Source organism: Streptomyces blattellae, assembly GCF_009709555.1.
In the GTDB taxonomy this organism is placed as follows: domain Bacteria; phylum Actinomycetota; class Actinomycetes; order Streptomycetales; family Streptomycetaceae; genus Streptomyces; species Streptomyces blattellae.
Genome location: NZ_WJBG01000195.1, coordinates 1 through 21,100 on the forward strand (window position 1 = coordinate 1; position 21,100 = coordinate 21,100).

At 70.8% G+C, this 21,100-nt stretch carries 17 protein-coding genes and 2 pseudogenes; 10 read left to right on the top strand and 9 right to left on the bottom strand.

From position 1 onward, the window contains the following. Positions 1–110: 110 nt before the first annotated feature. The 4 genes and pseudogenes from GFH49_RS25925 to GFH49_RS25940 all read left to right on the top strand — a co-directional run. A pseudogene (locus GFH49_RS25925) lies at positions 111–476 on the top strand (low temperature requirement protein A); the annotation flags it as partial. Between the two features lie 90 nt (positions 477–566). Beyond that, complete coding sequence (locus GFH49_RS25930) at positions 567–1,592, top strand: P1 family peptidase (protein WP_155058505.1); 1,026 nt, start codon at positions 567–569, stop codon at positions 1,590–1,592. A gap of 237 nt (positions 1,593–1,829) precedes the next feature. Beyond that, positions 1,830–3,047, top strand: coding sequence for a L,D-transpeptidase (locus tag GFH49_RS25935; protein WP_155058506.1), 1,218 nt, complete (start codon positions 1,830–1,832; stop codon positions 3,045–3,047). Positions 3,048–3,232: 185 nt separating this feature from the next. After that, complete coding sequence (locus tag GFH49_RS25940; RefSeq protein WP_155058507.1) at positions 3,233–3,979, top strand: DUF6227 family protein; 747 nt, start codon at positions 3,233–3,235, stop codon at positions 3,977–3,979. A 570-nt stretch (positions 3,980–4,549) separates the two neighbouring features. On the opposite strand, the gene GFH49_RS25945 is transcribed toward GFH49_RS25940, so the two are convergent. The 4 genes from GFH49_RS25945 to GFH49_RS25960 form a co-directional block, all read right to left on the bottom strand. After that, positions 4,550–6,715, bottom strand: coding sequence for a PTS fructose transporter subunit IIABC (locus GFH49_RS25945; protein ID WP_155058508.1), 2,166 nt, complete (start codon positions 6,713–6,715; stop codon positions 4,550–4,552). 327 nt (positions 6,716–7,042) lie between these two features. Then, positions 7,043–7,990, bottom strand: a complete 948-nt coding sequence (gene pfkB, locus GFH49_RS25950; protein ID WP_155058509.1) for a 1-phosphofructokinase — start codon at positions 7,988–7,990, stop codon at positions 7,043–7,045. Beyond that, the gene (locus GFH49_RS25955; RefSeq protein WP_155058510.1) at positions 7,987–8,748 is read right to left on the bottom strand and encodes a DeoR/GlpR family DNA-binding transcription regulator; all 762 of its coding nucleotides are present in this window, start codon (positions 8,746–8,748) and stop codon (positions 7,987–7,989) included. The genes pfkB and GFH49_RS25955 overlap by 4 nt, the downstream gene beginning before the upstream one ends. Before the next feature lie 299 nt (positions 8,749–9,047). Next, complete coding sequence (locus GFH49_RS25960; RefSeq protein ID WP_155058511.1) at positions 9,048–10,646, bottom strand: MFS transporter; 1,599 nt, start codon at positions 10,644–10,646, stop codon at positions 9,048–9,050. A 62-nt stretch (positions 10,647–10,708) separates the two neighbouring features. On the opposite strand from GFH49_RS25960, the gene GFH49_RS25965 reads away from it, so the two are divergent. After that, a complete protein-coding gene (locus GFH49_RS25965; protein ID WP_196218133.1) occupies positions 10,709–11,674 on the top strand; it encodes a helix-turn-helix transcriptional regulator in 966 nt (321 codons plus the stop codon). A 510-nt stretch (positions 11,675–12,184) separates the two neighbouring features. Here GFH49_RS25965 and GFH49_RS25970 read toward each other — a convergent pair. After that, positions 12,185–13,180 carry a sigma-70 family RNA polymerase sigma factor gene (locus GFH49_RS25970; protein ID WP_155058513.1) on the bottom strand — a complete coding sequence of 332 codons (996 nt, stop codon included), beginning with the start codon at positions 13,178–13,180 and terminating at the stop codon, positions 12,185–12,187. A gap of 197 nt (positions 13,181–13,377) precedes the next feature. Here GFH49_RS25970 and GFH49_RS25975 point away from each other — a divergent pair, with 197 nt between their 5' ends. Then, entirely contained in the window at positions 13,378–13,896 is a 519-nt protein-coding gene (locus GFH49_RS25975) for a GNAT family N-acetyltransferase (protein ID WP_155058514.1), read from the top strand. Positions 13,897–13,929: 33 nt separating this feature from the next. Here the strand turns inward: GFH49_RS25975 and GFH49_RS25980 are convergent, their stop codons facing one another. After that, the gene (locus tag GFH49_RS25980) at positions 13,930–14,721 is read right to left on the bottom strand and encodes a dioxygenase family protein (RefSeq protein WP_155058515.1); all 792 of its coding nucleotides are present in this window, start codon (positions 14,719–14,721) and stop codon (positions 13,930–13,932) included. A gap of 155 nt (positions 14,722–14,876) precedes the next feature. Between GFH49_RS25980 and GFH49_RS25985 the strand changes: the two genes are divergently transcribed. Then, a complete protein-coding gene (locus tag GFH49_RS25985) occupies positions 14,877–15,404 on the top strand; it encodes a MarR family winged helix-turn-helix transcriptional regulator (protein WP_155058516.1) in 528 nt (175 codons plus the stop codon). A 299-nt stretch (positions 15,405–15,703) separates the two neighbouring features. Here GFH49_RS25985 and GFH49_RS25990 read toward each other — a convergent pair whose 3' ends face one another. Then, positions 15,704–17,233, bottom strand: coding sequence for an MFS transporter (locus GFH49_RS25990; protein ID WP_155058517.1), 1,530 nt, complete (start codon positions 17,231–17,233; stop codon positions 15,704–15,706). Positions 17,234–17,453: 220 nt separating this feature from the next. Continuing rightward, positions 17,454–18,101: a TetR/AcrR family transcriptional regulator gene (locus GFH49_RS25995; protein WP_155058518.1), complete on the bottom strand. Its 648-nt coding sequence runs from the start codon at positions 18,099–18,101 to the stop codon at positions 17,454–17,456. A 303-nt stretch (positions 18,102–18,404) separates the two neighbouring features. Here GFH49_RS25995 and GFH49_RS26000 point away from each other — a divergent pair, with 303 nt between their 5' ends. Both GFH49_RS26000 and GFH49_RS40430 read left to right on the top strand, forming a co-directional pair. Beyond that, complete coding sequence (locus GFH49_RS26000; RefSeq protein ID WP_155058519.1) at positions 18,405–19,709, top strand: M6 family metalloprotease domain-containing protein; 1,305 nt, start codon at positions 18,405–18,407, stop codon at positions 19,707–19,709. A 206-nt stretch (positions 19,710–19,915) separates the two neighbouring features. Continuing rightward, a pseudogene (locus GFH49_RS40430) lies at positions 19,916–19,969 on the top strand (hypothetical protein); the annotation flags it as partial. 79 nt (positions 19,970–20,048) lie between these two features. Here the strand turns inward: GFH49_RS40430 and GFH49_RS41240 are convergent. Further along, the gene (locus tag GFH49_RS41240; RefSeq protein WP_328288292.1) at positions 20,049–20,279 is read right to left on the bottom strand and encodes a hypothetical protein; all 231 of its coding nucleotides are present in this window, start codon (positions 20,277–20,279) and stop codon (positions 20,049–20,051) included. Positions 20,280–20,479: 200 nt separating this feature from the next. Here GFH49_RS41240 and GFH49_RS39515 point away from each other — a divergent pair, with 200 nt between their 5' ends. Continuing rightward, positions 20,480–20,914: a hypothetical protein gene (locus tag GFH49_RS39515; RefSeq protein WP_196218136.1), complete on the top strand. Its 435-nt coding sequence runs from the start codon at positions 20,480–20,482 to the stop codon at positions 20,912–20,914. Positions 20,915–21,100: the final 186 nt, after the last annotated feature.

Consider the following 21,100-nt stretch of genomic DNA (forward strand, 5'->3'; position numbering starts at 1 on the left):
AGACCGCCGTCAGGACACCGAAGCGCACCCCGCGCTGTGGTGACACCGACACGGACCTTCCAGGCGGAAACGCCTGGAATGCTGAGAGTCACTGAGACTTTGAGTAACGGTACGGGCACTACCTGATCTTCGCGTCGGCGGCCGCTATCGGCGCCGGCCTGGAGGTGGCGGTGGAGCAGACCGTCGGCAAGGCGCACATCTCCACGCTGGCGGCGTCGGCCGCGGTGACGCTGCCGACGGCGCTGTACCTGCTGACCGTCTGGGCGCTGCATTCCCGCCACTTCAAGGTGGGCATCGCCCAGCAGCTGGTGCTGCCGACGGCGGCCCTGATGGTGATCCTGTGCACCTTCCTGGGCGACTGGGCGGTCCTCGCGGCAGGAGTCGTGCTGGCGCTCACGGTCGCGACCGGGGAGACGCTGACGGCACAGCTGACGGCGCGGGAACGCAGAGCGAACGCGACCGCCCCGGCGGCGTGAACGGCGTGAATCTGTCGTCGGGGGCACGAACCCGCCGCCGACGGCATGAACCGGCCGCTGGGGGGCGGGCGTACGGGCGAGACTGGCTCCATGACAGTTGACGCATTGACGGACGTGGCCGGTGTGCGGGTCGGACACGCGACGCGTACCGGCGGCGGTTGGCTCACCGGCACCACGGTCGTCCTCGCCCCGGAGGGCGGGGCCGTCGCCGCGGTGGACGTGCGCGGCGGCGGGCCCGGCACCAAGGAGACCGACGCGCTGGATCCGCGCAACCTGGTGCGGAAGGTCGAGGCGATCGTGCTGACCGGGGGCAGCGCGTACGGGCTCGACGCGACGTCCGGCGTGATGGCCTGGCTGGAGGAGCAGGGGCGCGGGGTGCGGGTGGGCGCCGATCCCGCACATGTCGTTCCGGTGGTGCCCGCCGCCTGCGTCTTCGATCTGGGCCGGGGCGGCGACTTCCGGGCCAGGCCGGACGCGGCCACCGGCCGGGCCGCGGTCGAGGCCGCCGCGGCGAGCGAGTTCGGCGCACGGGTGGCGGAGGGATGCGTGGGCGCCGGTACGGGCGCCACGGTCGGGCCGGTCAAGGGCGGCGTCGGCACCGCGAGCGCCCGCCTCGACTCCGGGGTCACGGTCGCCGCGCTGGTGGTCGCGAACGCGGCGGGTTCGGCGGCGGATCCGGAAACGGGCGTGTTGTACGGGGAGTTGTTCCAGGGGCGGGTGAACTACCCGGAGGCCCGTGTCCATGAGGCCGCGCGCCGGCGGCTCGCCGAGATCGCGGCCAAGAACGCGCCTGTGCCGCTCAACACCACGCTCGCGGTCGTGGCCACGGACGCGGACCTGTCGAAGGCGCAGGCCCAGAAGCTGGCCGGCACGGCGCACGACGGCATCGCGCGTGCCGTACGGCCGGTGCATCTGCTCAACGACGGGGACACGGTGTTCGCGCTGGCGACAGGAGAGCGGGCCCTGGACCCCGAGCACCCGCTCGCCCTGAACGAGGTGCTCGCGGCGGGCGCGGACACGGTGACGCGGGCCATCGTGCGGGCCGTGCGCGCCGCCGAGTCGGTGGACGGGCCGGGCGGGGCGTGGCCGTCGTACCGGGAGCTGTACGAGCGGTGACTGCGCGGCCGCCCAAGAGGCGAGCCACGACGACTGATCGAGAGGCGACTGATCGAGAGACGGCTGATCGAGAGACGGCTGATTGAGAGGTAACTCACAGGCCAGTACGCGGCATTGTCCCGGTTCTGTCACGTGATGGCGTTCACGGCGCTCGGCGGGAACCCGACCGGTGGCCGCTCCCCTCTTTCTCCACGCACGGGAGCGGATCACGCACATCACATGAACCTGGAGCAGCTAGTGACAACGCCGGACATGGCAGCGCGGCGCGCACTGGGGGCCAGTGCCATCCTGATGGTCGGCGCCCTCACTCTCACCGCGTGCGGCGGCAGCGCGAACGCCAGCAACGACGGCAAGGGCGGCGAGGACAACCCGAAGACGTCCACCGCGAAGATCGCCATCTCGGCGAAGGACGGCTCGACGGGCGCGTCGATCAACACGACCGGCGTGAAGGTGAGCGACGGCAAGCTGACCGACGTGAAGATGACGGTCGCGGGGGCGGGGACGGCCGTACCGGGCGAGATGTCCGCGGACGGCGCGGCCTGGAAGCCCAAGGAGCAGCTGGAGCGGGGGACGAAGTACCAGATATCGGCGACCGCCAAGGACTTGAGCGGCAAGACGGCCGCCGCCAATTCCATCTTCACCACGGTCACTTCGGCGAACAGCTTCATCGGGACGTACACGCCGGACGACGGGACGACGGTCGGCGTCGGCATGCCGGTGTCGTTCAACTTCGACAAGGTGATCAGCGACAAGAAGGCCGTGCAGTCGCACATCACCGTGACGTCGAGCAGTGGGCAGAAGGTGGTCGGGCACTGGTTCGGGGCGCAGCGGCTCGACTTCCGGCCCGAGGAGTACTGGAAGGCCGGCTCCAAGGTCACGATGAAGATAGACCTGGACGGCGTGGAGGGGGCGAACGGCGTCTACGGGGTGCAGAAGAAGACCGTCACGTTCACGATCGGCCGGTCGCAGGTCTCCACGGTCGACGTCAACACCCAGACCATGACGGTCGTACGGGACGGCAAGACGATCAAGTCCGTGCCGATCTCGGCGGGCAGCGCGCAACACACCACGTACAACGGGCAGATGGTGATCTCCGAGAAGTTCACGGAGACGCGCATGAACGGCACGACGGTCGGCTTCGGCGGCGAGTACGACATCCCGGACGTGCCGCACGCGATGCGACTGACGACGTCGGGAACCTTCATCCACGGCAACTACTGGTACGACAAGGGCAATCCGCCCTTCGGGCGTGAGGGCACCAGCCACGGCTGTGTCGGTCTCGCGGATGTGCAAGGGGCGCAGGGGGACACTGAGGCCAAGTGGTTCTACGACAACTCGCTCGTCGGGGACGTGGTGATCGTCGAGAACTCCCCCGACAAGCAGGTGGCGCCGGACAACGGTCTCAATGGCTGGAACATGTCGTGGAGCCAGTGGCTCGCGGGAAGTGCCGACTGAGTGCCGGGGGCAGCACAGGCCTTGCTGACCAGCGTGTTTTGACGGATCATCAGGCCGCGTGGGAACTTCCCACGCGGTCCACGCGTTTTCTGTGCGTACGTTCTCTCGGTTCCCGGACATGATGTCCGACCGAAGGGCTACGGTATGCACCCACAAGGTGACATGCAGCAACGCCGGGAGAAACCTTGAGCGTTCCGTACGAGACGGCAGCGCACGAACCACCCGAGTCGCCCGAGTCTCCGGAGGAGCACCTCGCGCGACTCCTCGGTCGTGCCCTGAACTCCTTCGAGCTGCCGGACGAGACGATACGGCGGCTCGACTGCGCGCTGGCGCACGACAGCTCGCTGCACTCCGCGCACCACAGCGCGGGGCTGCACCGCGAGACGTACCGGCACACCTGGCTGCTCGCCGACGGCTCGGCGCTCACCCTCTGGGAGCTCGTCCACAACACCGCCCCGGGCAGCGCCCCGCAGCACGAGGTGTATGTCGACGAGGAGGAGCTGCGCACCGCCACCGCCCGGCTGCCGCTGCCGCCGGACGCGCCGGACTTCGAACTGCCGGTGACGGTACAGCTGTCCCCGGTCCCGGCCCCCCGGCACACGTATGTGCACGAGGACTCGGCGGACCACGCGCGCCGGCTGCTGCGCCGCGCGGAGAACCCGGACCGGCCGGGGGCGGACATGGCCGCGCTGCTGACCACGGCGTTCGCGCACCAGATCACCCAGGCCTTCGGACGCCCGTGCCGCGCGGGCCGCATCGGACTGTGCTTCTCGCTCTACGAACACGCCTTCCTGCTGCGCGACGGAGCGGAGATCTCCCTCTGGGAGGTCGAGCACACGGCGACGCCGGACGGCCGCCACATGTGCGAGGTCTACGTCACCGAGGACGCAGCCCGGGACGCGATGGAACGGCGGGCGGCGCGGGTCTCCTGAGCCGCCGAGCACTTTGGGGGCAGGGTCCGACGAGGACTCCCCGCCGGAGGTGAGCGGCTCAGCACCGTGGCGGAGCTGGCGTACGAGAATACCGAACGCGGCCACAGGCGGATCCGGCCGCGAACGCGGCACAGGCCTCCTCAGGCGCCGAGCGCTTGGCTCAGGGCAGCGGAGCAGGGCGGAACAGGGCGGAACAGGGGCTCCCCCGCCGAACACGAGCGGCTCAGCACCGTGGCGGAACTGGCGTACGAGAACCCCGTACACGGCCACAGGCGGATCCGGCCGCGACGCCGTGAGGGGCTTCTGCAGGGCGCGGTGGCGAGGTTGCCGAGCCATGGCTCGGCGGCCGTCGGCGAGCTGTCGGCGAGAGCTGACCCAGGGCTCCGGTGCCGAGGCGTCGGGCGCGTGGCTCGGCTGCCGTCGTCGCCGAGTTGTCATGCGAGAGCTGACTGGGACGGTAGCTGACTGGGACGATCGCGCGTGGCGAAAGGCTGTGCGGTCGGGCGCGGCCTCCGGAGAGGGCCGCGGCCGACCGCACCGCGTCGTGCCGTGTGCGCTGCTGCAGCGCCGTTACGCCGCTACCGGCTGCTTCGCCTCCGCCGGTGCCGTGAGGGTGCCCGCCGTGTCGGTGGTCGCCGTACCCGGGGCAGGCTTGCGCATGCCCTTGAGGATGATCACCAGGGTGGTCGTGACACCCACGCCGACAGCGAGGGCGAGCAGGTAGAGGAACGGGTTGCCGATCAACGGGACCACGAAGACGCCGCCGTGCGGGGCGCGCAGCGTGGCGTCGAAGGCCATCGACAGGGAGCCGGTGACCGCGCCGCCCACCATCGACGCGGGGATCACCCGCAGCGGGTCGACCGCGGCGAACGGGATGGCGCCCTCGGAGATGAAGGAGGCGCCCAGGACCCAGGCGGCCTTGCCGTTCTCGCGCTCGGTCGGGGTGAAGAGCTTCGCGCGCACCGTCGTCGCCAGGGCCATGGCCAGCGGCGGAACCATACCGGCCGCCATCACGGCCGCCATGATCTTCATCGCCGAGTCGCTGGGGTTCGCGACCGCGATGCCGGCCGTGGCGAAGGTGTACGCGACCTTGTTGACGGGGCCGCCGAGGTCGAAGCACATCATCAGGCCGAGCAGGGCGCCGAGCAGGATGGCGTTGGTGCCGGAGAGGCCGTTCAGCCAGTCGGTCATGCCCTCCTGGGCCTCGGCGATGGGCTTGCCGATCACCACGAACATCAGGAAGCCGACGACCGCGGAGGAGATCAGCGGGATCACCACGACCGGCATGATGCCGCGCACCGCAGCGGGGATCCTGACCTTCTGGATGGCCATCACCACGCCACCGGCGATCAGACCGGCGGCCAGACCGCCGAGGAAGCCCGCGTTGATGGTGAGAGAGATCGCGCCGCCGACGAAGCCGGGTACGAGGCCCGGCCGGTCCGCCATGCCGTACGCGATGTAGCCGGCCAGCACCGGGACCAGGAACTGGAAGGCCACCCCGCCGATCTGGAAGAGCAGCGCGCCCCAGCTGTCCACCTGGGTCCAGGTGAAGTGCTCCATGACCGACGGCGCCTTGTTGATCTCCCAGCCGCCGATCGCGAAGCCGAGGGCGATCAGCAGACCGCCCGCGGCGACGAACGGGACCATGTAACTCACGCCGGACATCAGCCACTTGCGCAGCTTGGTGCCGTAGCCCTCGCCGGAGTCACCGCCGCGCTCCACCGGCGTGCTCGCGCCGGCGGGCGCCCCGGCGGTCGTCTCGCCGCGCTCCGCCTTGCCGCGGACCTCGGTGATCAGCTCGCCGGGCCGGTTGATGCCCGCCTTCACGCCGACGTCGACGGTCGGCTTGCCGGCGAAGCGGTCCTTCTCCCGTACGGGCACGTCGTGGGCGAAGATCACGCCGTCCGCCGCCGCGATGACCGCCGGGTCGAGCCGAGTGAACCCGGCCGAGCCCTGTGTCTCGACGACGACCTCGACGCCCGCCTCGCGGCCCGCGTTCTCCAGCGACTCGGCCGCCATGTAGGTGTGCGCGATGCCGGTGGGGCAGGAGGTGACGGCGACGATACGGAACGGCCGCTCGCCGGAGTCGGACGGGGCGGTCGTGCCCGGGGTACCGCCCGGGGTACCGCCCGGCGCGGGCTCCGTGCCGACCGCTGCGGCGTCGACGGAGGCCGCCGCCGACGCCGCAGCGGTGTCTTCGCGGGCGCGCTCAGCGCCCTGCGCTCCCTGCCCGCGCTGCCCGCCCTCGGACGCGCCCTCGGACGCGCCCTGCGCGCCGCTCTCCGCCGCCGGCACCTCGTCCCCACGGATCAGCGCCGCCGCGGCCCCCGCGTCGCCCACCGACCGCAGCGCGTCCGTGAACTCGGTGTTCATCAGCTGCCGGGCCAGCGACGAAAGGATCGTCAGGTGGGCGTCGTCGGCGCCGGCGGGCGCGGCGATCAGGAAGATCAGGTCGGCCGGGCCGTCCGCCGCACCGAAGTCGATGCCGTCGGCGCTGCGCCCGAAGGCGAGCGTCGGCTCGGTGACATGCTCGCTGCGGCAGTGCGGGATGCCGATGCCGCCGTCGAGGCCGGTCGGCATCTGCGCCTCGCGGGCGGCCACGTCGGCGAGGAAGCCGTCGAGGTCGGTCACCCGGCCCAGGGCGACCATGCGCTCGGCGAGGGCGCGGGCCGCCGCTTCCTTGGTGTCGGCGGACAGGTCGAGATCGACCAGGTCCGCGGTGATCATGTCGCTCATCGCGGGCTCCTTCGCACGCGTATCGCCCGGGGAACGGGGTGGGCGCTTCGGGGGGCGCGGAGGCGGGGCCGGGGAAGCCCCGCCTCCGCCGGCCGGCAGGGCGGCTCAGGGTGCCCTGCCGACCGTCGGCCGCGGCGAGTAACGGGGTGTTTCGCCGCTTCAAGGCCGGTCCGTACGGTGTCGCCGATGACGCCGTAGCCGTAGCCGTAGCCGTAGCGACGGTCGTCGTAAGGGCCATGGTCGTCACGACGACCGTCGTCAGAGTCATCGTCGCCAGGGCCATCAATGGAGCAATAGCCGTGACTGGCATGAAAGGCGTCACATCGGTCATGACACCGGCTCCTTCAGTACGCGGTCCATCGGCACCTCGGCCGTGACCGTCACCGCTGCCGGGTCCAGGTCACCCGGTGTCGGCATCACGCTGCCGGGCAGCTGGACGGCGGCCGCACCGTGCGCGACGGCGGAGGCGAGGGCCTCGGCGCCACTGCCGCCGGCGATCAGGAACCCGGCGAGCGAGGAGTCACCGGCGCCCACGTTGGAGCGCACGGCGTCCACGCGCGCGCTGCCGAACCAGGCGCCCGCGCCGTCCACAAGCAGCTGCCCGTCCGCACCCAGGCTCGCCAGCACGGCCCGCGCGCCCATCTCGCGCAGTTCCTCGGCCGCCTTCACCGCGTCGCCCACGGTCGCCAGGGGACGCCCGACGGCCTCCGCGAGTTCTTCGGCGTTCGGCTTCACCACGTCGGGCCGCTCGCGCAGCGCCTCCAGCAGCGCGGGCCCGGATGTGTCCAGCGCGATACGTGCGCCGACGGCGTGCGCCCGCGCGACCAGCTCGGCGTACCACGACGGCGCGAGCCCTCGCGGCAGGCTCCCGCAGCAGGCGACCCAGTCCGCGTCCTGCGACCGCGAGCGCACCGTCTCGAACAGCAGCTCCTGCTCGTCCGCCGACAGCTCGGGGCCCGGCGCGTTGATCTTCGTGAGCACCCCGTCCGCCTCCGCGAGCGCGATGTTCGAGCGGGTGGCCCCGGCGACCGGGACCGGCGCGACCTCAATGCCCTGCGCGTCCAGCAGATCCGCCACGAGCGCGCCCGGCGCACCACCCAGGGGCAGCACCGCCACCGTGCGCTGTCCGGCGGCCGCGACGGCGCGCGAGACGTTCACGCCCTTGCCGCCGGGGTCCATGCGCTCGCCGGTGGCGCGGATGACCTCGCCACGCTCCAGCGCGGGCACCTCGTAGGTGCGGTCGAGGGACGGGTTGGGGGTGACGGTGAGGATCATGCGCGCACTACTTCCGTGCCGCCGCGCTCGATGGCGGTGGCGTCTTCGGGGCTCAGCCCGCTGTCGGTGATCAGCAGGTCCACATCGCTCAGGTCGCCGAACCGGGCGAAGTGCTCCTGGCCGTGCTTGGAGGAGTCGGCGAGCAGCACCACGCGTCGGGCGGCGGCGAGCGCCGCCCGCTTCACCGCGGACTCGGCGAGGTCGGGGGTGGTCAGGCCGTGGTCGGTGGAGAAGCCGTTGGCCGCCACGAAGAGGACGTCCGCCCGGATCTCGCCGTATGCGCGAAGCGCCCAGGCGTCCACGGCGGCGCGCGTACGGTGCCGTACGCGCCCCCCGACGAGATGGAGCTGGATGCCCGGGTGGTCCGCGAGGCGGGCCGCGATCGGCAGGCTGTGGGTGACCACGGTGAGGGACGCGTCCAGCGGGATGGCCGCGGCGAGCCGCGCCACCGTCGTACCGGCGTCGAGGATCAGCGTGCCCTCGGTCGGCAGTTCGGCGAGGGCCGCCTTGGCGATGTGGTCCTTCTCGTCGGCCGCCGTGGTCTCGCGTTCGGCGAGGTCCGGCTCGAAGTCGAGGCGTCCGGCCGGGATGGCGCCGCCGTGTACCCGGCGGACCAGGCCGGCGCGGTCGAGGGCCTTCAGATCGCGTCGGATCGTCTCCGCCGTGACCTGGAACTCCTCGGCCAGCGACAGGACGTCCACGCGCCCGCCGTCACGGGCGAGGCGGAGGATCTCCTGCTGCCGCTCCGGTGCGTACATGTCCGTTCGCCTCCGACTCATGCCCGAGCTTGTGGTTTCGCTTGGAGGCTACGCCCGGATTTCCGAAAAGTAAACGGGTTCGGACCTCATTCGGACATGAACGGACTTCTGGGCGCCGGGCACCCATGTAGCCGGGCACGACGGAAGGGCCCGGCGCCGACCACGACACCGAGCCCTCCGAGCCCTCCGAGCCCTCCGAGCCCTCCGAGCCCTCCGAACCTCCGAACCTCCGAACCTCCGAACCTCCGAACCTCCGAACCTCCGAACCTCCGAACCCTCCAAGCAGACCGGAGCCCCGCTCACTGCACCAGTTCAGGCTCCCGCCGCTCCACCCGCGCCTCGGCCTCCGTCCCCTCCACATGCTGAGCCGGCCGCTTCGGCAGCGCGAACATCAGCAGGAAGATCACGCCCATCACCGCGGCCACCCATCCCAGCGCGTACTGGAAGGCGTCCACGAACGCCGGGCCCTCCTCGGCCGGCGCCAGCCGCTCACCGATCCGGCCGAAGAAGACCACCGACACCAGCCCGAGCCCCAGCGCGTTCCCCATCTGCATCACGGTGTTGATCAGCCCCGACGCGGACCCGGCGTGCTCACGCGGCACCTCCGACAGCACGGCGTCGGTCAGCGGGGCGAAGATCAGGCCCATGCCCGCGCCCATCACGATCAGGGGCAGCGCCATCTGCCAGGGAGCGATACCGAGGCCGTACCGCTCGGACTCCCACAGGTAGAGCAGCACACCGGCGGCGAAGGTCAGCGCGCCCGCCTGGAGCACCTTGCGCCCGAACAGGGGGACCAGCTTCTGCACCGACATCCCGGCCGCCACCGACACCGAGATCGAGAACGGAACGCCCGTCAGCCCCGCCCGCAGCGCGCTCCAGCCGAGCCCGATCTGCATGTACAGCGTCCACACCAGGAAGAAGACGCCGAGCCCGACCCCGAACACGGTCTGCACGGCGATACCGGCCGCGAAGCTCTTCACCCTGAACAGGGACAGCTCGACCAGCGGGGACCCGTCACGCGCGGTCTTCCGCTTCTCGTAGGCCACCAGCGCCGCGAACACGACGAGCGCGCCCGCCATCGACACGTACCCCCACAGCGGCCAGCCCAGCTCACGGCCGCGGGTCAGGGGGTAGATCAGCATCAGCAGCCCCAGCGTCACCAGGGCGACGCCGACGAGGTCGAGCGTCAGCGCCCGCGGGGCCCTGGACTCGGTGATGAAGCGGCTGCCGAGGATCAGGCCGGCGATGCCGACCGGCAGGTTGATCAGGAAGATGGGCCGCCATTCGAGCCCGAACAGGTTCCATTCGGTCAGCACCGCGCCGAGCAGTGGCCCGGAGACGGCCCCCAGCCCCACGATCGCGCCGAACAGCCCGAACACCTTGCCGCGCTCGTGCGCCGGGAACGTCGCGTGCACGATCGACAGCACCTGCGGCACCATCAGCGCCGCCATCGCGCCCTGCAGGATCCGCGCGGCGACCAGCATCTCCGGGTTCACCGCGAAGCCGCACAGCGCCGACGCGACGGTGAAACCGCCGATGCCGACGAGGAACACCCGCTTACGGCCGTGAATGTCGCCGAGCCGTCCGCCGGTGATCAGGCCGGCGGCGAAGGCGAGTGCGTAACCGGCCGTTATCCACTGGATCTGGCTGAAGGACGCGCCGGCGTCGCGCTGGATCGACGGGATCGCGACGTTGACGATCGTGACGTCGACGAGGTCCATGAAGGCCGCGGTCATCACGATCGCGAGGGCGAACCAGCGGCGGCGGTCCGCCGCGGCGGCCGGCCCGTCCGGTGAGGTCTCGGTAGAAGTCCCGGTGGAAGTCTCGGTGGAAGTCTCGGTGGAAGTCCCGGTGGAAGTCCCGGTGGAAGTCTCCGTGGAAGTCTCCGTGGAAGTCATGTCCTCAAACTAGAAGCGCAGTAGGCCAGATCATGTCCTAGTTCTGCGGCATCCTCGGAAGCATGACGACGGACACTCCCGCCCGGCTCCTCCAGCTGCTCTCCCTCCTCCAGACGCCGCGTGAATGGCCCGGCGGCGAGCTGGCCGACCGGCTCGGCGTCTCCCGCCGCACGGTCCGCAGGGACATCGACCGGCTGCGCGAACTGGGCTATCCGGTACAGGCGACCATGGGCGCCGAGGGCGGCTACCGGCTGGTCGCGGGCAAGGCGTTGCCGCCGCTCGTCCTCGACGACGAGGAGGCGGTGGCGATCGCGGTCGGGCTGCGGGCCGGCGCGGGGCACGCGGTGGCAGGGGTCGACGAGGCCTCCGTACGGGCCCTGGCCAAGCTGGAGCAGGTACTGCCGTCCCGGCTACGCCACCGAGTCTCCACCCTCCAGGCCGCGACCACACCGTTGACCAGCGGAGACGGGGCGAGCATCGCACCCGAGACGCTCACCGTGATGGCGTCGACCGTCGCCGGGCGGGAGCGGTTGCGGTTCGCCTACCGCGCGAAGGACGGGACCGAGTCGCGCCGGGTGACCGAGCCCTATCGGCTGGTGTCGACGGGACGCCGCTGGTACCTCGTCGCTTACGACCTCGATCGCGCCGACTGGCGTACGTTCCGCGTCGACCGCGTAAGCGAACCCTTCGCCACCGGCGCGCGGTTCGCTCCGCGGGAACTGCCGGCAGGGAGTGCGGCGGAGTATCTGCGGCAGTCGATCCGGCGACAGCAGGACACCTACGCGTTCACGGTCACGTTCGCCGACTCCGCCGAGGCGGTGGGCGCACGGTTGCCCGGCTGGCTCGGACCACCCGAACCACTGGGCACGGACCGGTGCCGGCTGCGGGCGACCACCAGCGATCCGGTGGAATGGCTGGCGGTACGGCTCGCGATGCTCGGGGCCGGCTTCACGGTGCAGGAGCCGACTGAACTCATCGAGTGCGTACGGGAGTTGGGTGAGCGGCTGAGCCGTGCGGGCGGGCGGTGACTCGGGCGTACGGCGGTGAGGTGCACTGACACTCCGCGCAACACTCAGGGTCGCCGAGCCAGCGCCGGGCCAGCGCTGAGCCAGTCAGCGGCTCAAGGCCCATGTGACACAATCTGCCGTCTGGCGGGCGACCCCGTGGTTCAGGTACGGGGTGGCCCGCCTTCTCGCCCGCCTTCTGGCCCGCCTTCCAGCGTGCCGTGGCAGGGAAGCCGGGCAGAGCCGGGTTCCGGCGCCCGGGGGGGAGGGCACCGGAACCCGGCTCGGGGAGAGTCCCGGCGCCGGGGGGAGGCGTCGGGACTTGGTTCTGAGGGGGGGTCGGTGGTCTTGTTCCCGCGACCCCCGGGGTTGAAGCGGCGTTGAACACGCCATGTTTGCGCGGTCCTTCGCCACGCGTACGGTCCTTCGCCACCGCGTACGCGCCTCCCCGGGCCGTACGCCGACCGGCGTGCGCAGCGTCCCACGCCGCCGCCGGAGCGGGCCAGTCTGTCCTCCAGGTCTCTAACGGGTCTCTTACGCCGCCGCGTCGAACCCGGTGTCCCGGGCCAGCTTCTTCAGCTCCAGCAGGGCGTGCTTCTCGATCTGCCGGATCCGCTCGCGGGTGAGGCCGTGCTCCTTGCCGACCTCCGTCAGCGTGCGCTCCCGGCCGTCCTCGATGCCGTACCGCATCCTGATGATCGAGGCGGTGCGCTGGTCGAGTCGGCCGATCAGCTCTTCCAGCCCCTCGCTGCGCAGCAGGGTCAGCACCGACTGCTCGGGCGAGACCGCGGAGGTGTCTTCGAGCAGGTCGCCGAACTGGGTGTCGCCCTCGTCGTCCACCGACATGTTCAGCGAGACCGGGTCGCGGGCCCAGTCCAGGACGTCGGTCACCCGCTCCGGCGTCGAGCCGAGCTCGGCGGCGATCTCGGCGGGCTCCGGCTCGCGGCCGTTCTCCCGGTTGAACTCGCGCTGGATGCGGCGGATCCGGCCCAGCTCCTCCACCAGGTGCACGGGCAGCCGGATGGTGCGGGACTGGTCGGCTATCGAACGGGTGATGGCCTGACGGATCCACCAGGTCGCGTACGTCGAGAACTTGAAGCCCTTGCGGTAGTCGAACTTCTCCACCGCGCGCACCAGACCGGCGTTGCCCTCCTGGATGAGGTCCAGCAGGGGCAGGCCGCTGCGGGGGTAGCGGCGGGCCACGGCGACGACCAGGCGGAGGTTGGAGCGGATGAAGATGTCCTTGGCCCGCTCACCCTCGGCGACCAGGGCCTCGAACTCCTCGCGGGTGGCGTCCGCCTGGGACTCCTCCTCGCCGTCGAGGACCTGTCGCGCGAACACACCCGCTTCTATGGTCTGGGACAGCTCGACTTCCTTCGCGGCGTCGAGCAGGGGTGTGCGCGCGATCTCGTCGAGGTACATGCCGACCAGGTCGCGGTCAGCGATCTCGCCGCCGTGGGCGCGAACACTGCGTGCCGCGTCGGTCCCGCCCTTGGCGGACTGACGACGGGCGACGGCACCGGTTGCCATGCGTGCTCCCTTGCGATGGTGAGGCCAGCGGGTGGGTCTTCGGATGCTGGGGACTACTCCTCCGGTGACTCCTTCGTTCACTCATCGGGTGCCCTGCATCCGATGGAAACAACGACTGGAATCAGGACAGAATTCCCAACCCGCCCCTCTATTTTTCTGATCATGCAGTACCCTGTGCCGCCACACGAGGAGGCGTGATGTCGTCGGGACGTACAGAGGTGCAGGTCAGGCCGGGAGTCGAGAGCGACCTCGAAGCCCTCACCGACCTCTACAACCACTACGTACGTGAGACGCCCATCACATTCGACACGGCCGCCTTCACTCCGGAAGGGCGCCGCCCTTGGCTGCTCTCCCACCCTGAAGACGGCCCGTACCGGCTGATGGTTGCCACGGCGACGGACTCAGAGGAAATTCTGGGTTACGCCACATCCAGCCCTTATCGCGCGAAGGCCGCCTACGCGACCTCCGTCGAGGTCACGGTCTACGTCGCCCCCAGAACAGGCCGCCGCGGCATCGGCACACTCCTCTACAAGGCCCTCTTCGAGGCGCTCGCCGACGAGGACCTGCACCGGGCCTACGCGGGCATCGCCCAGCCCAACGAAGCGTCCACGCGGCTGCATGAACGCTTCGGATTCCGGTACGTCGGCACGCACCGCGAGGTGGGCCGGAAGTTCGGCCGCTACTGGGACGTCGCCTGGTACGAGAAGGATCTGTAGGCCAGAAGGATCTGTAGGCCACTCGGAACGCGGTCACCCGAACTGCACGGACCGCTTCGCCATTCCCATCCAGAATCCGTCGATCACCGACTTCTGCGCGTCCAGCTCACCGGCCGCGTCCGCCGCGCCCAGCGTCACGAACAGCGGGGCGAAGTGCTCCGTGCGCGGGTGGGCGTAGCGGCCCGCCGGGGCCTTGTTCAGGAAGTCCAGCAGGGAGTCCACGTCATGAGCCTGAAGCGCGCGCCGGCCCCAGTCGTCGAACTCGGACGACCAGCGCGGCACTCCCCCGCCGGTGTGCCGCAGCGCGGCCAGGTTGTGGGTGAAGAAGCCGGAGCCGACGATCAGTACGCCCTCGTCGCGCAGCGGCGCGAGCCTGCGGCCGATCTCCATGAGCCGGACCGGGTCGAGGGTCGGCATGGAGACCTGCAGGACCGGAATGTCGGCCTCGGGGAACATCTCCACCAGCGGGACATAGACGCCGTGGTCGAGGCCGCGGTCCGGGACGTCCTGCACGGGCATGCCCGGCGCCCGCAGCAGCTTCCGTACGGACTCGGCGAGTTCGGGGGCGCCCGGGGCGTCGTAGCGGACCCGGTAGTAGTGCTCGGGGAAGCCCCAGAAGTCGTAGACGAGCGGGACCGACTCGGTGGCGCCAAGGGCGAGCGGGGCCTCCTCCCAGTGGGCGGAGACCATCAGGATCGCCTTGGGGCGCGGGAGGGCGGCGGACCAGGCGGCGAGTTCGCCGGGCCAGACCGGGTCGTCCGCGAGCGGTGGGGCGCCGTGGCTGAGATACAGGGCGGGCATGCGCTCCTGGGTGGCGGTGGACATGGCGGCGACTCCCTCCGAGGAACCGTGCTCGACGAAGTTGTTACTCGAACCGTTATCGCTCGAACCGTTATTACTTGAATCCTAAAGCACCTCTTCCGGAAACCCTACGCCTTACTTGTTTAATATTCAAGGAGAGCCCTCGTACAGTGGAATACATGAACACGGCACCCACATCCTCCGACGAAGCGCCCGCGCCCGAGGAGCCCCGCTGGCTCACCACGGACGAGCAGCGCGTCTGGCGCTCCTACCTGCACGCCACCACGCTCCTTGAGGACCACCTCGACCGTCAGCTCCAGCGTGACGCGGGCATGCCGCACATCTACTACGGCCTGCTGGTCGCACTCGCCGAGTCCCCCCGCCGCCGGCTGCGCATGACCGAACTGGCCATGCACGCGAAGATCACCCGGTCCCGGCTCTCCCACGCCATCGCCCGCCTGGAGAAGAACGGCTGGGTACGGCGTGAGGACTGCCCCTCCGACAAGCGGGGCCAGTTCGCGGTGCTGACGGAGGAAGGCGTGGAGGTGCTGCGCCGCACCGCGCCGGGCCATGTCGAGGCGGTACGCCAGGCCCTGTTCGACCGGCTCACCCCGGACCAGCAGAAGGCCCTCGGCGAGATCATGCAGATCATCGCCGAAGGGCTCCAGCCCAGCGAGGCGGGTGCGGACCTGCCCTGGCTCCGCTGAGGCGCTCCGCTGGAGGTGCGGTTCGCTGGCTGCTGTTCGTCGGCTGCGGGCCGGTGGGGGCTGTTCGTCGGCTGCGGGCCGGTGGGGGCTGTTCGCGCAGTTCCCCGCGCCCCTTGGGGCGCGGTCCCTGGGGCGCGGTCCCTGGGGCGCGGTCCCTGGGGCGCGGTCCCTGGGGCGTAAAAGGTGCGGACCTGCCCCGGCTCCACACCTCAAGGAAGCCGGGGCAGGTCCTGGGAGTCGTACGTACGAGGGCGTCCCCTCCCCCGTACGTACGAGTCGGTCCCGAAGGGTGGTGTCCCTCAGTGGGCGACGACGGGCACCGCCACCTCATCCTCGGCTCCATCGCCCGATCCGGCCACCGCAGACATGTCGGGCTTGCCCGCGTTGACGAGGACCATGGCGATGACGGCGGCGAGGGCCAGCATGCCGACGGCGAACCAGATCGCGTTGATGTAGCCGTGCACCATGCCCTCCAGCTGGACCAGCTGCTGCTGGGAGCGGGAGGTCGCGGAGCCGATGTGGTCCGCGATGTAGGTGGTCGTGGCCGACGCGGCGATCGTGTTCAGCAGGGCCGTGCCGATCGCGCCGCCCACCTGCTGCGAGGTGTTGACCATCGCGGAGGCGACACCGGAGTCCCGGGGCTCGACGCCCAGGGTGGCCAGGGACATCGCCGGCATGAAGGCCGTGCCCATGCCGATGCCGAGCAGCACCATCGCCGGAAGGATGGTGGAGGCGTACGACGAGCCGATCTCCAGCTGGGTCAGCAGGAGCATGCCGGCCGCGGCGACCAGGAAACCGGGGCCCATCAGCACCCGCGCCGGGACGCGGGTCATCAGGCGGGTGCCGATCTGGGTCGAGCCGACCATCATGCCGACGATCATCGGCAGGAAGGCGAAGCCGGTGTTGATCGGCGTGTAGCCCTCCACGATCTGCAGGTAGTAGGTGAGGAACAGGAACGTGCCGAACATCGCGATGACCGCGATGCCGAGCGAGAGGTAGACCCCGCCGCGGTTGCGGTCGGTGATCACGCGCAGCGGCAGCAGCGGGGCCTTGACCCTGGCCTCGGTGACGACGAACGCGAGCAGCAGGACCGCGGAGGCGATGAACATGCTGACGGTCACGGAGTCGCCCCAGCCGTCGGACTCGGCGCGGGTGAAGCCGTAGACCAGCGCGACCAGGCCGAGGGTGGAGAGCAGGACGCCGGGGATGTCGAGCGGGTTGCGGTTGCGGCTGCCCTCCGGCTCATGGATGACGAAGTACGCACCGGCCGCGGCGACGACCGCGAACGGGATGTTGACGAAGAACGTCCAGCGCCAGTCCAGGTACTCGGTCAGCGCACCGCCGAGGATGAAGCCCACGGCGCCGCCACCACCGGCGATCGCGCCGTAGATGCCGAACGCCTTGGCGCGTTCCTTGGCGTCGGTGAACATGACGGCGAGCAGGGAGAGCGCGGCGGGCGCGAGCAGTGCGCCGAACACGCCCTGGAGGGCACGGGCGCCGAACATCATGGCCTCGTTGGTGGCGGCACCGCCGAGCGCGGAGGCCGCGGCGAAGCCGACCAGGCCGATCACGAAGGCGCGCTTGCGGCCCCACAGGTCGGCGACCCGGCCGCCGAACAGCAGCAGTCCGCCGAAGGCGAGCGCGTAGGCCGTGACGACCCACTGCCGGTTGCCGTCGGAGATGCCCAGGTCCTGCTGGGCGGAGGGCAGCGCGATGTTCACGATGGTCGCGTCGAGCACGACCATCAGCTGGGCGAGCGCTATGAAGACCAGCGCTTTCCAGCGGTTGGCGTCGGGGACGCCGGGAGCCTTGACGGCTGTTTCAGACATGGGGGTACCCACTCCGGGACTTCGGGACGGAAAAGGATGAGGTAGATGAGTAGATGAGGTAGATGAGTAGATGACGTAGACGAGATAAGGGAACGACTGGACAAGGAACGGCTCGTCGTCGTTGCCGGCCGAAAGCTGTGCGGTGCGACTGGGTGACTGTGCGACTGTGCGACTGACTGGCGTGTCGCTCTGAACTGATCGGTCGGGCTGAACTAATCGGTCAGGCTTGGCTCCGCAGGTTCTCCATCGTGGTGGCCGCACCCGGCAGGACGGACCGGGCCGGGGCCCGCAGTCCGTCCAGGAAGAGCTGCAGGTGCCGGTGGACGAAGCGGTCCAGGCTCGGGCAGCCGACGCCGGCCGGGGGCCGGCTGAGCTGGGCCACGGCGAGCATCACGTCGCCGACAGCCACATCGGAGCGGAGCTGGCCGGCCTGCTTGGCGCGGCTCATGACCTCTTCGATGAGCTGCTGCACCCGTTCCCGGGCCGCTTCCAGATCGGGGTGGTGCTGGTCGAAGGTGCTGGAGATCATCACGCACAGCGCGCTGACCCGTTCGTCGGCGGCGGCGTGCACAAAGCGCTCCAGCGCCTCGAAGGCGTCCCCGGTTTCCATGAGCGCCTGATGCGCCGCCTCGCCCGTACGGTCCATGACCGAGCAGATGACCTCGCGGACGAGCGCGTCGCGGTCGGGAAAGTTGCGGTACACCGTGGCATTGCCGACGCCGGCCCGGCGGGCGATCTCATCGAGCGGCACATCAGGGCCGAACTCGGTGAACATCTCGCGGGCGGCGGTGACGATCCGCTCCCGGTTGCGCAGGGCGTCGGCACGCGGCCGGGCCACCTTCTTCTGCACGGGGGTCGCGGACTGCACGGCGTACTCCTCGGTTGACCGTCATGCGATGACTGAACTGTCGTGCGATGGCCTGTAGTGCGATGGCCTGTAGTGCGATCCGGGGAAGCTGTCCCCGTTTCGCGCGGACACAGGTCTAAACGGGGAAACACTCCCCGGTTATTTCCCGCTCCCGAAGAGATTTCCTGTGATCTGAGTCACATCACTACTCGCGGGAAACGCACGTTCGGCCCCTCCAGCGCGCGCCCGTCCCACCCCCGCCCCAGGGTGATCGAAAGAGTGCAGCCCGTGACCTGCGGCTGCCCGCAGCGAAGGGGGCCGTGCATGCCGCAGCCGACCGCCAGCCGTCGGATACGCCCGCGCCGCCTGGCCGCCCTCGCGTCCGTGACCGTCCTGACCTTCATGGTCAGCAACTCGGCCGGTACGGGGCACCTGGCGGCGTCCTCCATGACGGCCGGCGCCACCTCCACCACCCTGGCCCGCTCCGCCGCCCACGGCCCCTGCATGATCACCGGCGGCCCCCAGGTCCAGATGTCGGAGGGCGTCCCCACCTCCCGCGGCTACTCCCGCTCCACCGGCACCGTCCGCGCCCTCACTCTCATGATCGACTTCTCCGACGCACCCGGCCAGGGCACCGCGCTCGACCGCTACGCCGAGTTCTTCCCGCAGACCAGGGAATGGTTCCGCACCAGTTCCTACGGCCGCCTGGACTACCGCCCCGAGACGCCCGTCCGCCAGTGGCTGCGCATGCCCAGGCCGTTCCGGGCGTACGGCATAGAACGCGGCGCCCCCTTCGACCCCGGCTACCGCGACCTGGTCCAGGACATCGTCGCCACGGCCGATCCCAAGGTCGACTTCACGTCGTACGACTTCCTGAACGTGCTGATCACCCCGAACGCCGGCCCCTCCGCGCTGGACACCGTCCTGTCGGTGACCTTCGCCGGCAACACGGAGGCGCCGGTCGCGGACGGCAGGCCGGTGGCGAACGCGTCCTTCGTCTACTCCCGCCAGGACGACGGCTCCGGCACCTACGACAAGACCGGCTACCGCGTCCTGCCCCACGAGAACGGCCATGTCTTCGGCCTGCCCGACCTCTACACCCAGGAGGGCGGGGCCGCGGTCGGCCACTGGGACATCATGAGCGAGGACTGGGGCGCCAACAACGACTTTCTCGGCTGGCACAAATGGAAGCTGGGCTGGCTGGACGCGACCCAGGTCAGCTGCGCGGCCGACACCGGCACCAGCGACCACACGCTCACCCCCCTGTCCCGCGCGGGCGGCCCCAAACTGGTCCTCGTCCCGCTCGACGCGCGCACCGGCTACGCGGTCGAGCTGCGCACCCGCGGCGGCAACGACGAGGCGGTCTGCCGCGCCGGCGTGCTGATCTACAAGGTCGACGCCGCGGTGGACACCGGCCGGGGACCGGTGACGGTGTACGACTCACGCCGGGACAGCGGCGGCTGCACCCGCAGCCCGAACGTCCACGCGGAACTCTCCGACGCGCCCTTCACCCCGGGCGAGGACTTCCGGGACCCCCGACACGGCATCCGTATCGCGGTGACGGCAGCGGATCCCGGTGGGGAATACCGGGTGCGGGTTACACGGGGGGTGCGGGCGGCACGGGAGTGAAGGGAGGGGGTGGAGGGGGCGGAGGGGGCGGAGAGGGCGGAGAGGGCGGAGAGGGCGGAGAGGGCGGAGAGGGCGGAGAGGGCGGAGAGGGCGAAGGCGGGGGTACGACGACTGGGCACGCTGGCGCGCGCCGGGCGGCGGACCGCGAGAAGCGCGAGGCCGAGCAGTGGAAGTCCCGGGATCCGATCACTCTGTTCCCGGCCCGCATGCGCGAGAACGGTGAACTGGGCGGCGAGGAGGTGGCCCGGATCGAGCAGCGGATCACCGCCGAGATCGACCACGCAGTCGAAGCAGCCGAACAGGCCCCCGAGGAGCCGGTCGAGCACCTCATCCACCACGTCACGAGTCCTCGGCGGAGGCGGTGGGTGGACCGCGGGCGGCGACGGAACCGTCATCGCCGAGGTCCTCCCGGGCGACGAAGCGGCCAAGGTCGCCGAGCTGCGGCGCGGCGGCCGCAAGATCGCCATGGTCGGCGACGGCGTCGACGACGACGCCCCGGCGCTCGCCCGGGCCGACCCCGGCATCGCCATCGGCGCCGCGCTCGCGACCCGCACCACGTATCCCTTCCACCGGGCCGCGCAGAACGGCTCGTACTCAGCCGACCGGGACAGCACCGCGCCCGCGCCGCGCCGCGCGGAACGCGAGCCCGCGAACAGAACCGGCGGTCGGCGCGGGCGGCGCCGGGCACACCCAAGCGCACCCCGCAGCTCGGTGACTATCCGGGCTATGCCGCGACCTTCGTCGGAGCCGGGCTGATCAGCGGCGCCATCGTGCACCACCCGCTCGATCCCACCCGCTACACCCTCATCGCCGTCATAGGCGCCGCCGTCTTCCTCTGCGCCACAGTCCTGAATGAATTCGTCCTCACCCGCAGCCGCCCCAGCCCCGCGAAGGTCTGCGGCGTGGTGGCCGCCTCCCTCGCGCTGTCGTTCGGCATCGGCATGCTCAGCGGCGGCCTGCAGCACTTCGAGGACTTCCCCGAACGCGCGGCGATGCTCATCCTCTTCGGCCTCGCCCTCTCCTTCGTCGCATACGTGCTGCGCCACCAGCCCACGAGGTGGCGCGGCATCCTGTGTCCGGCCGGGATCCTCGTGTCGGTGACGGCGGCCGTCGCCTTCGTCGGTCTGAAGGGCATCGCCCACCGGACGTGGTGTCGGAGCCGGGGAACACGCGGCCAGTACGGGCGGCGAGGACGGCCGCGGTGATGGCGGTGGCCGCGCGGGAACGAATCTTCACGCCGAGGATCTCTCGGTGACTCCCGGCGACTTCCCGGTGACTTCTCGGTGAGGCGCGAGGAGGAGTGACGAGCAGGGCTCAGGGGCGGGCGCAGGACGTGCCCGCCCGGGGCCGGGCCGCGCCGAACGCAGGCCCGAGCCCCGATGCGGGTGTCG

What these genes read in the sequence shown, in the direction of transcription:
- GFH49_RS25930 (WP_155058505.1), top strand. Translation starts at nt 567, where the DNA reads ATGACAGTTGACGCATTGACGGACGTGGCCGGTGTGCGGGTCGGACAC.
- GFH49_RS25945 (WP_155058508.1), bottom strand. Translation starts at nt 6,715, where the DNA reads ATGAGCGACATGATCACCGCGGACCTGGTCGATCTCGACCTGTCCGCC.
- pfkB (WP_155058509.1), bottom strand. Translation starts at nt 7,990, where the DNA reads ATGATCCTCACCGTCACCCCCAACCCGTCCCTCGACCGCACCTACGAG.
- GFH49_RS25955 (WP_155058510.1), bottom strand. Translation starts at nt 8,748, where the DNA reads ATGTACGCACCGGAGCGGCAGCAGGAGATCCTCCGCCTCGCCCGTGAC.
- GFH49_RS25960 (WP_155058511.1), bottom strand. Translation starts at nt 10,646, where the DNA reads ATGACTTCCACGGAGACTTCCACGGAGACTTCCACCGGGACTTCCACC.
- GFH49_RS25965 (WP_196218133.1), top strand. Translation starts at nt 10,709, where the DNA reads ATGACGACGGACACTCCCGCCCGGCTCCTCCAGCTGCTCTCCCTCCTC.
- GFH49_RS25970 (WP_155058513.1), bottom strand. Translation starts at nt 13,180, where the DNA reads ATGGCAACCGGTGCCGTCGCCCGTCGTCAGTCCGCCAAGGGCGGGACC.
- GFH49_RS25975 (WP_155058514.1), top strand. Translation starts at nt 13,378, where the DNA reads ATGTCGTCGGGACGTACAGAGGTGCAGGTCAGGCCGGGAGTCGAGAGC.
- GFH49_RS25980 (WP_155058515.1), bottom strand. Translation starts at nt 14,721, where the DNA reads ATGTCCACCGCCACCCAGGAGCGCATGCCCGCCCTGTATCTCAGCCAC.
- GFH49_RS25985 (WP_155058516.1), top strand. Translation starts at nt 14,877, where the DNA reads ATGAACACGGCACCCACATCCTCCGACGAAGCGCCCGCGCCCGAGGAG.
- GFH49_RS25990 (WP_155058517.1), bottom strand. Translation starts at nt 17,233, where the DNA reads ATGTCTGAAACAGCCGTCAAGGCTCCCGGCGTCCCCGACGCCAACCGC.
- GFH49_RS26000 (WP_155058519.1), top strand. Translation starts at nt 18,405, where the DNA reads ATGCCGCAGCCGACCGCCAGCCGTCGGATACGCCCGCGCCGCCTGGCC.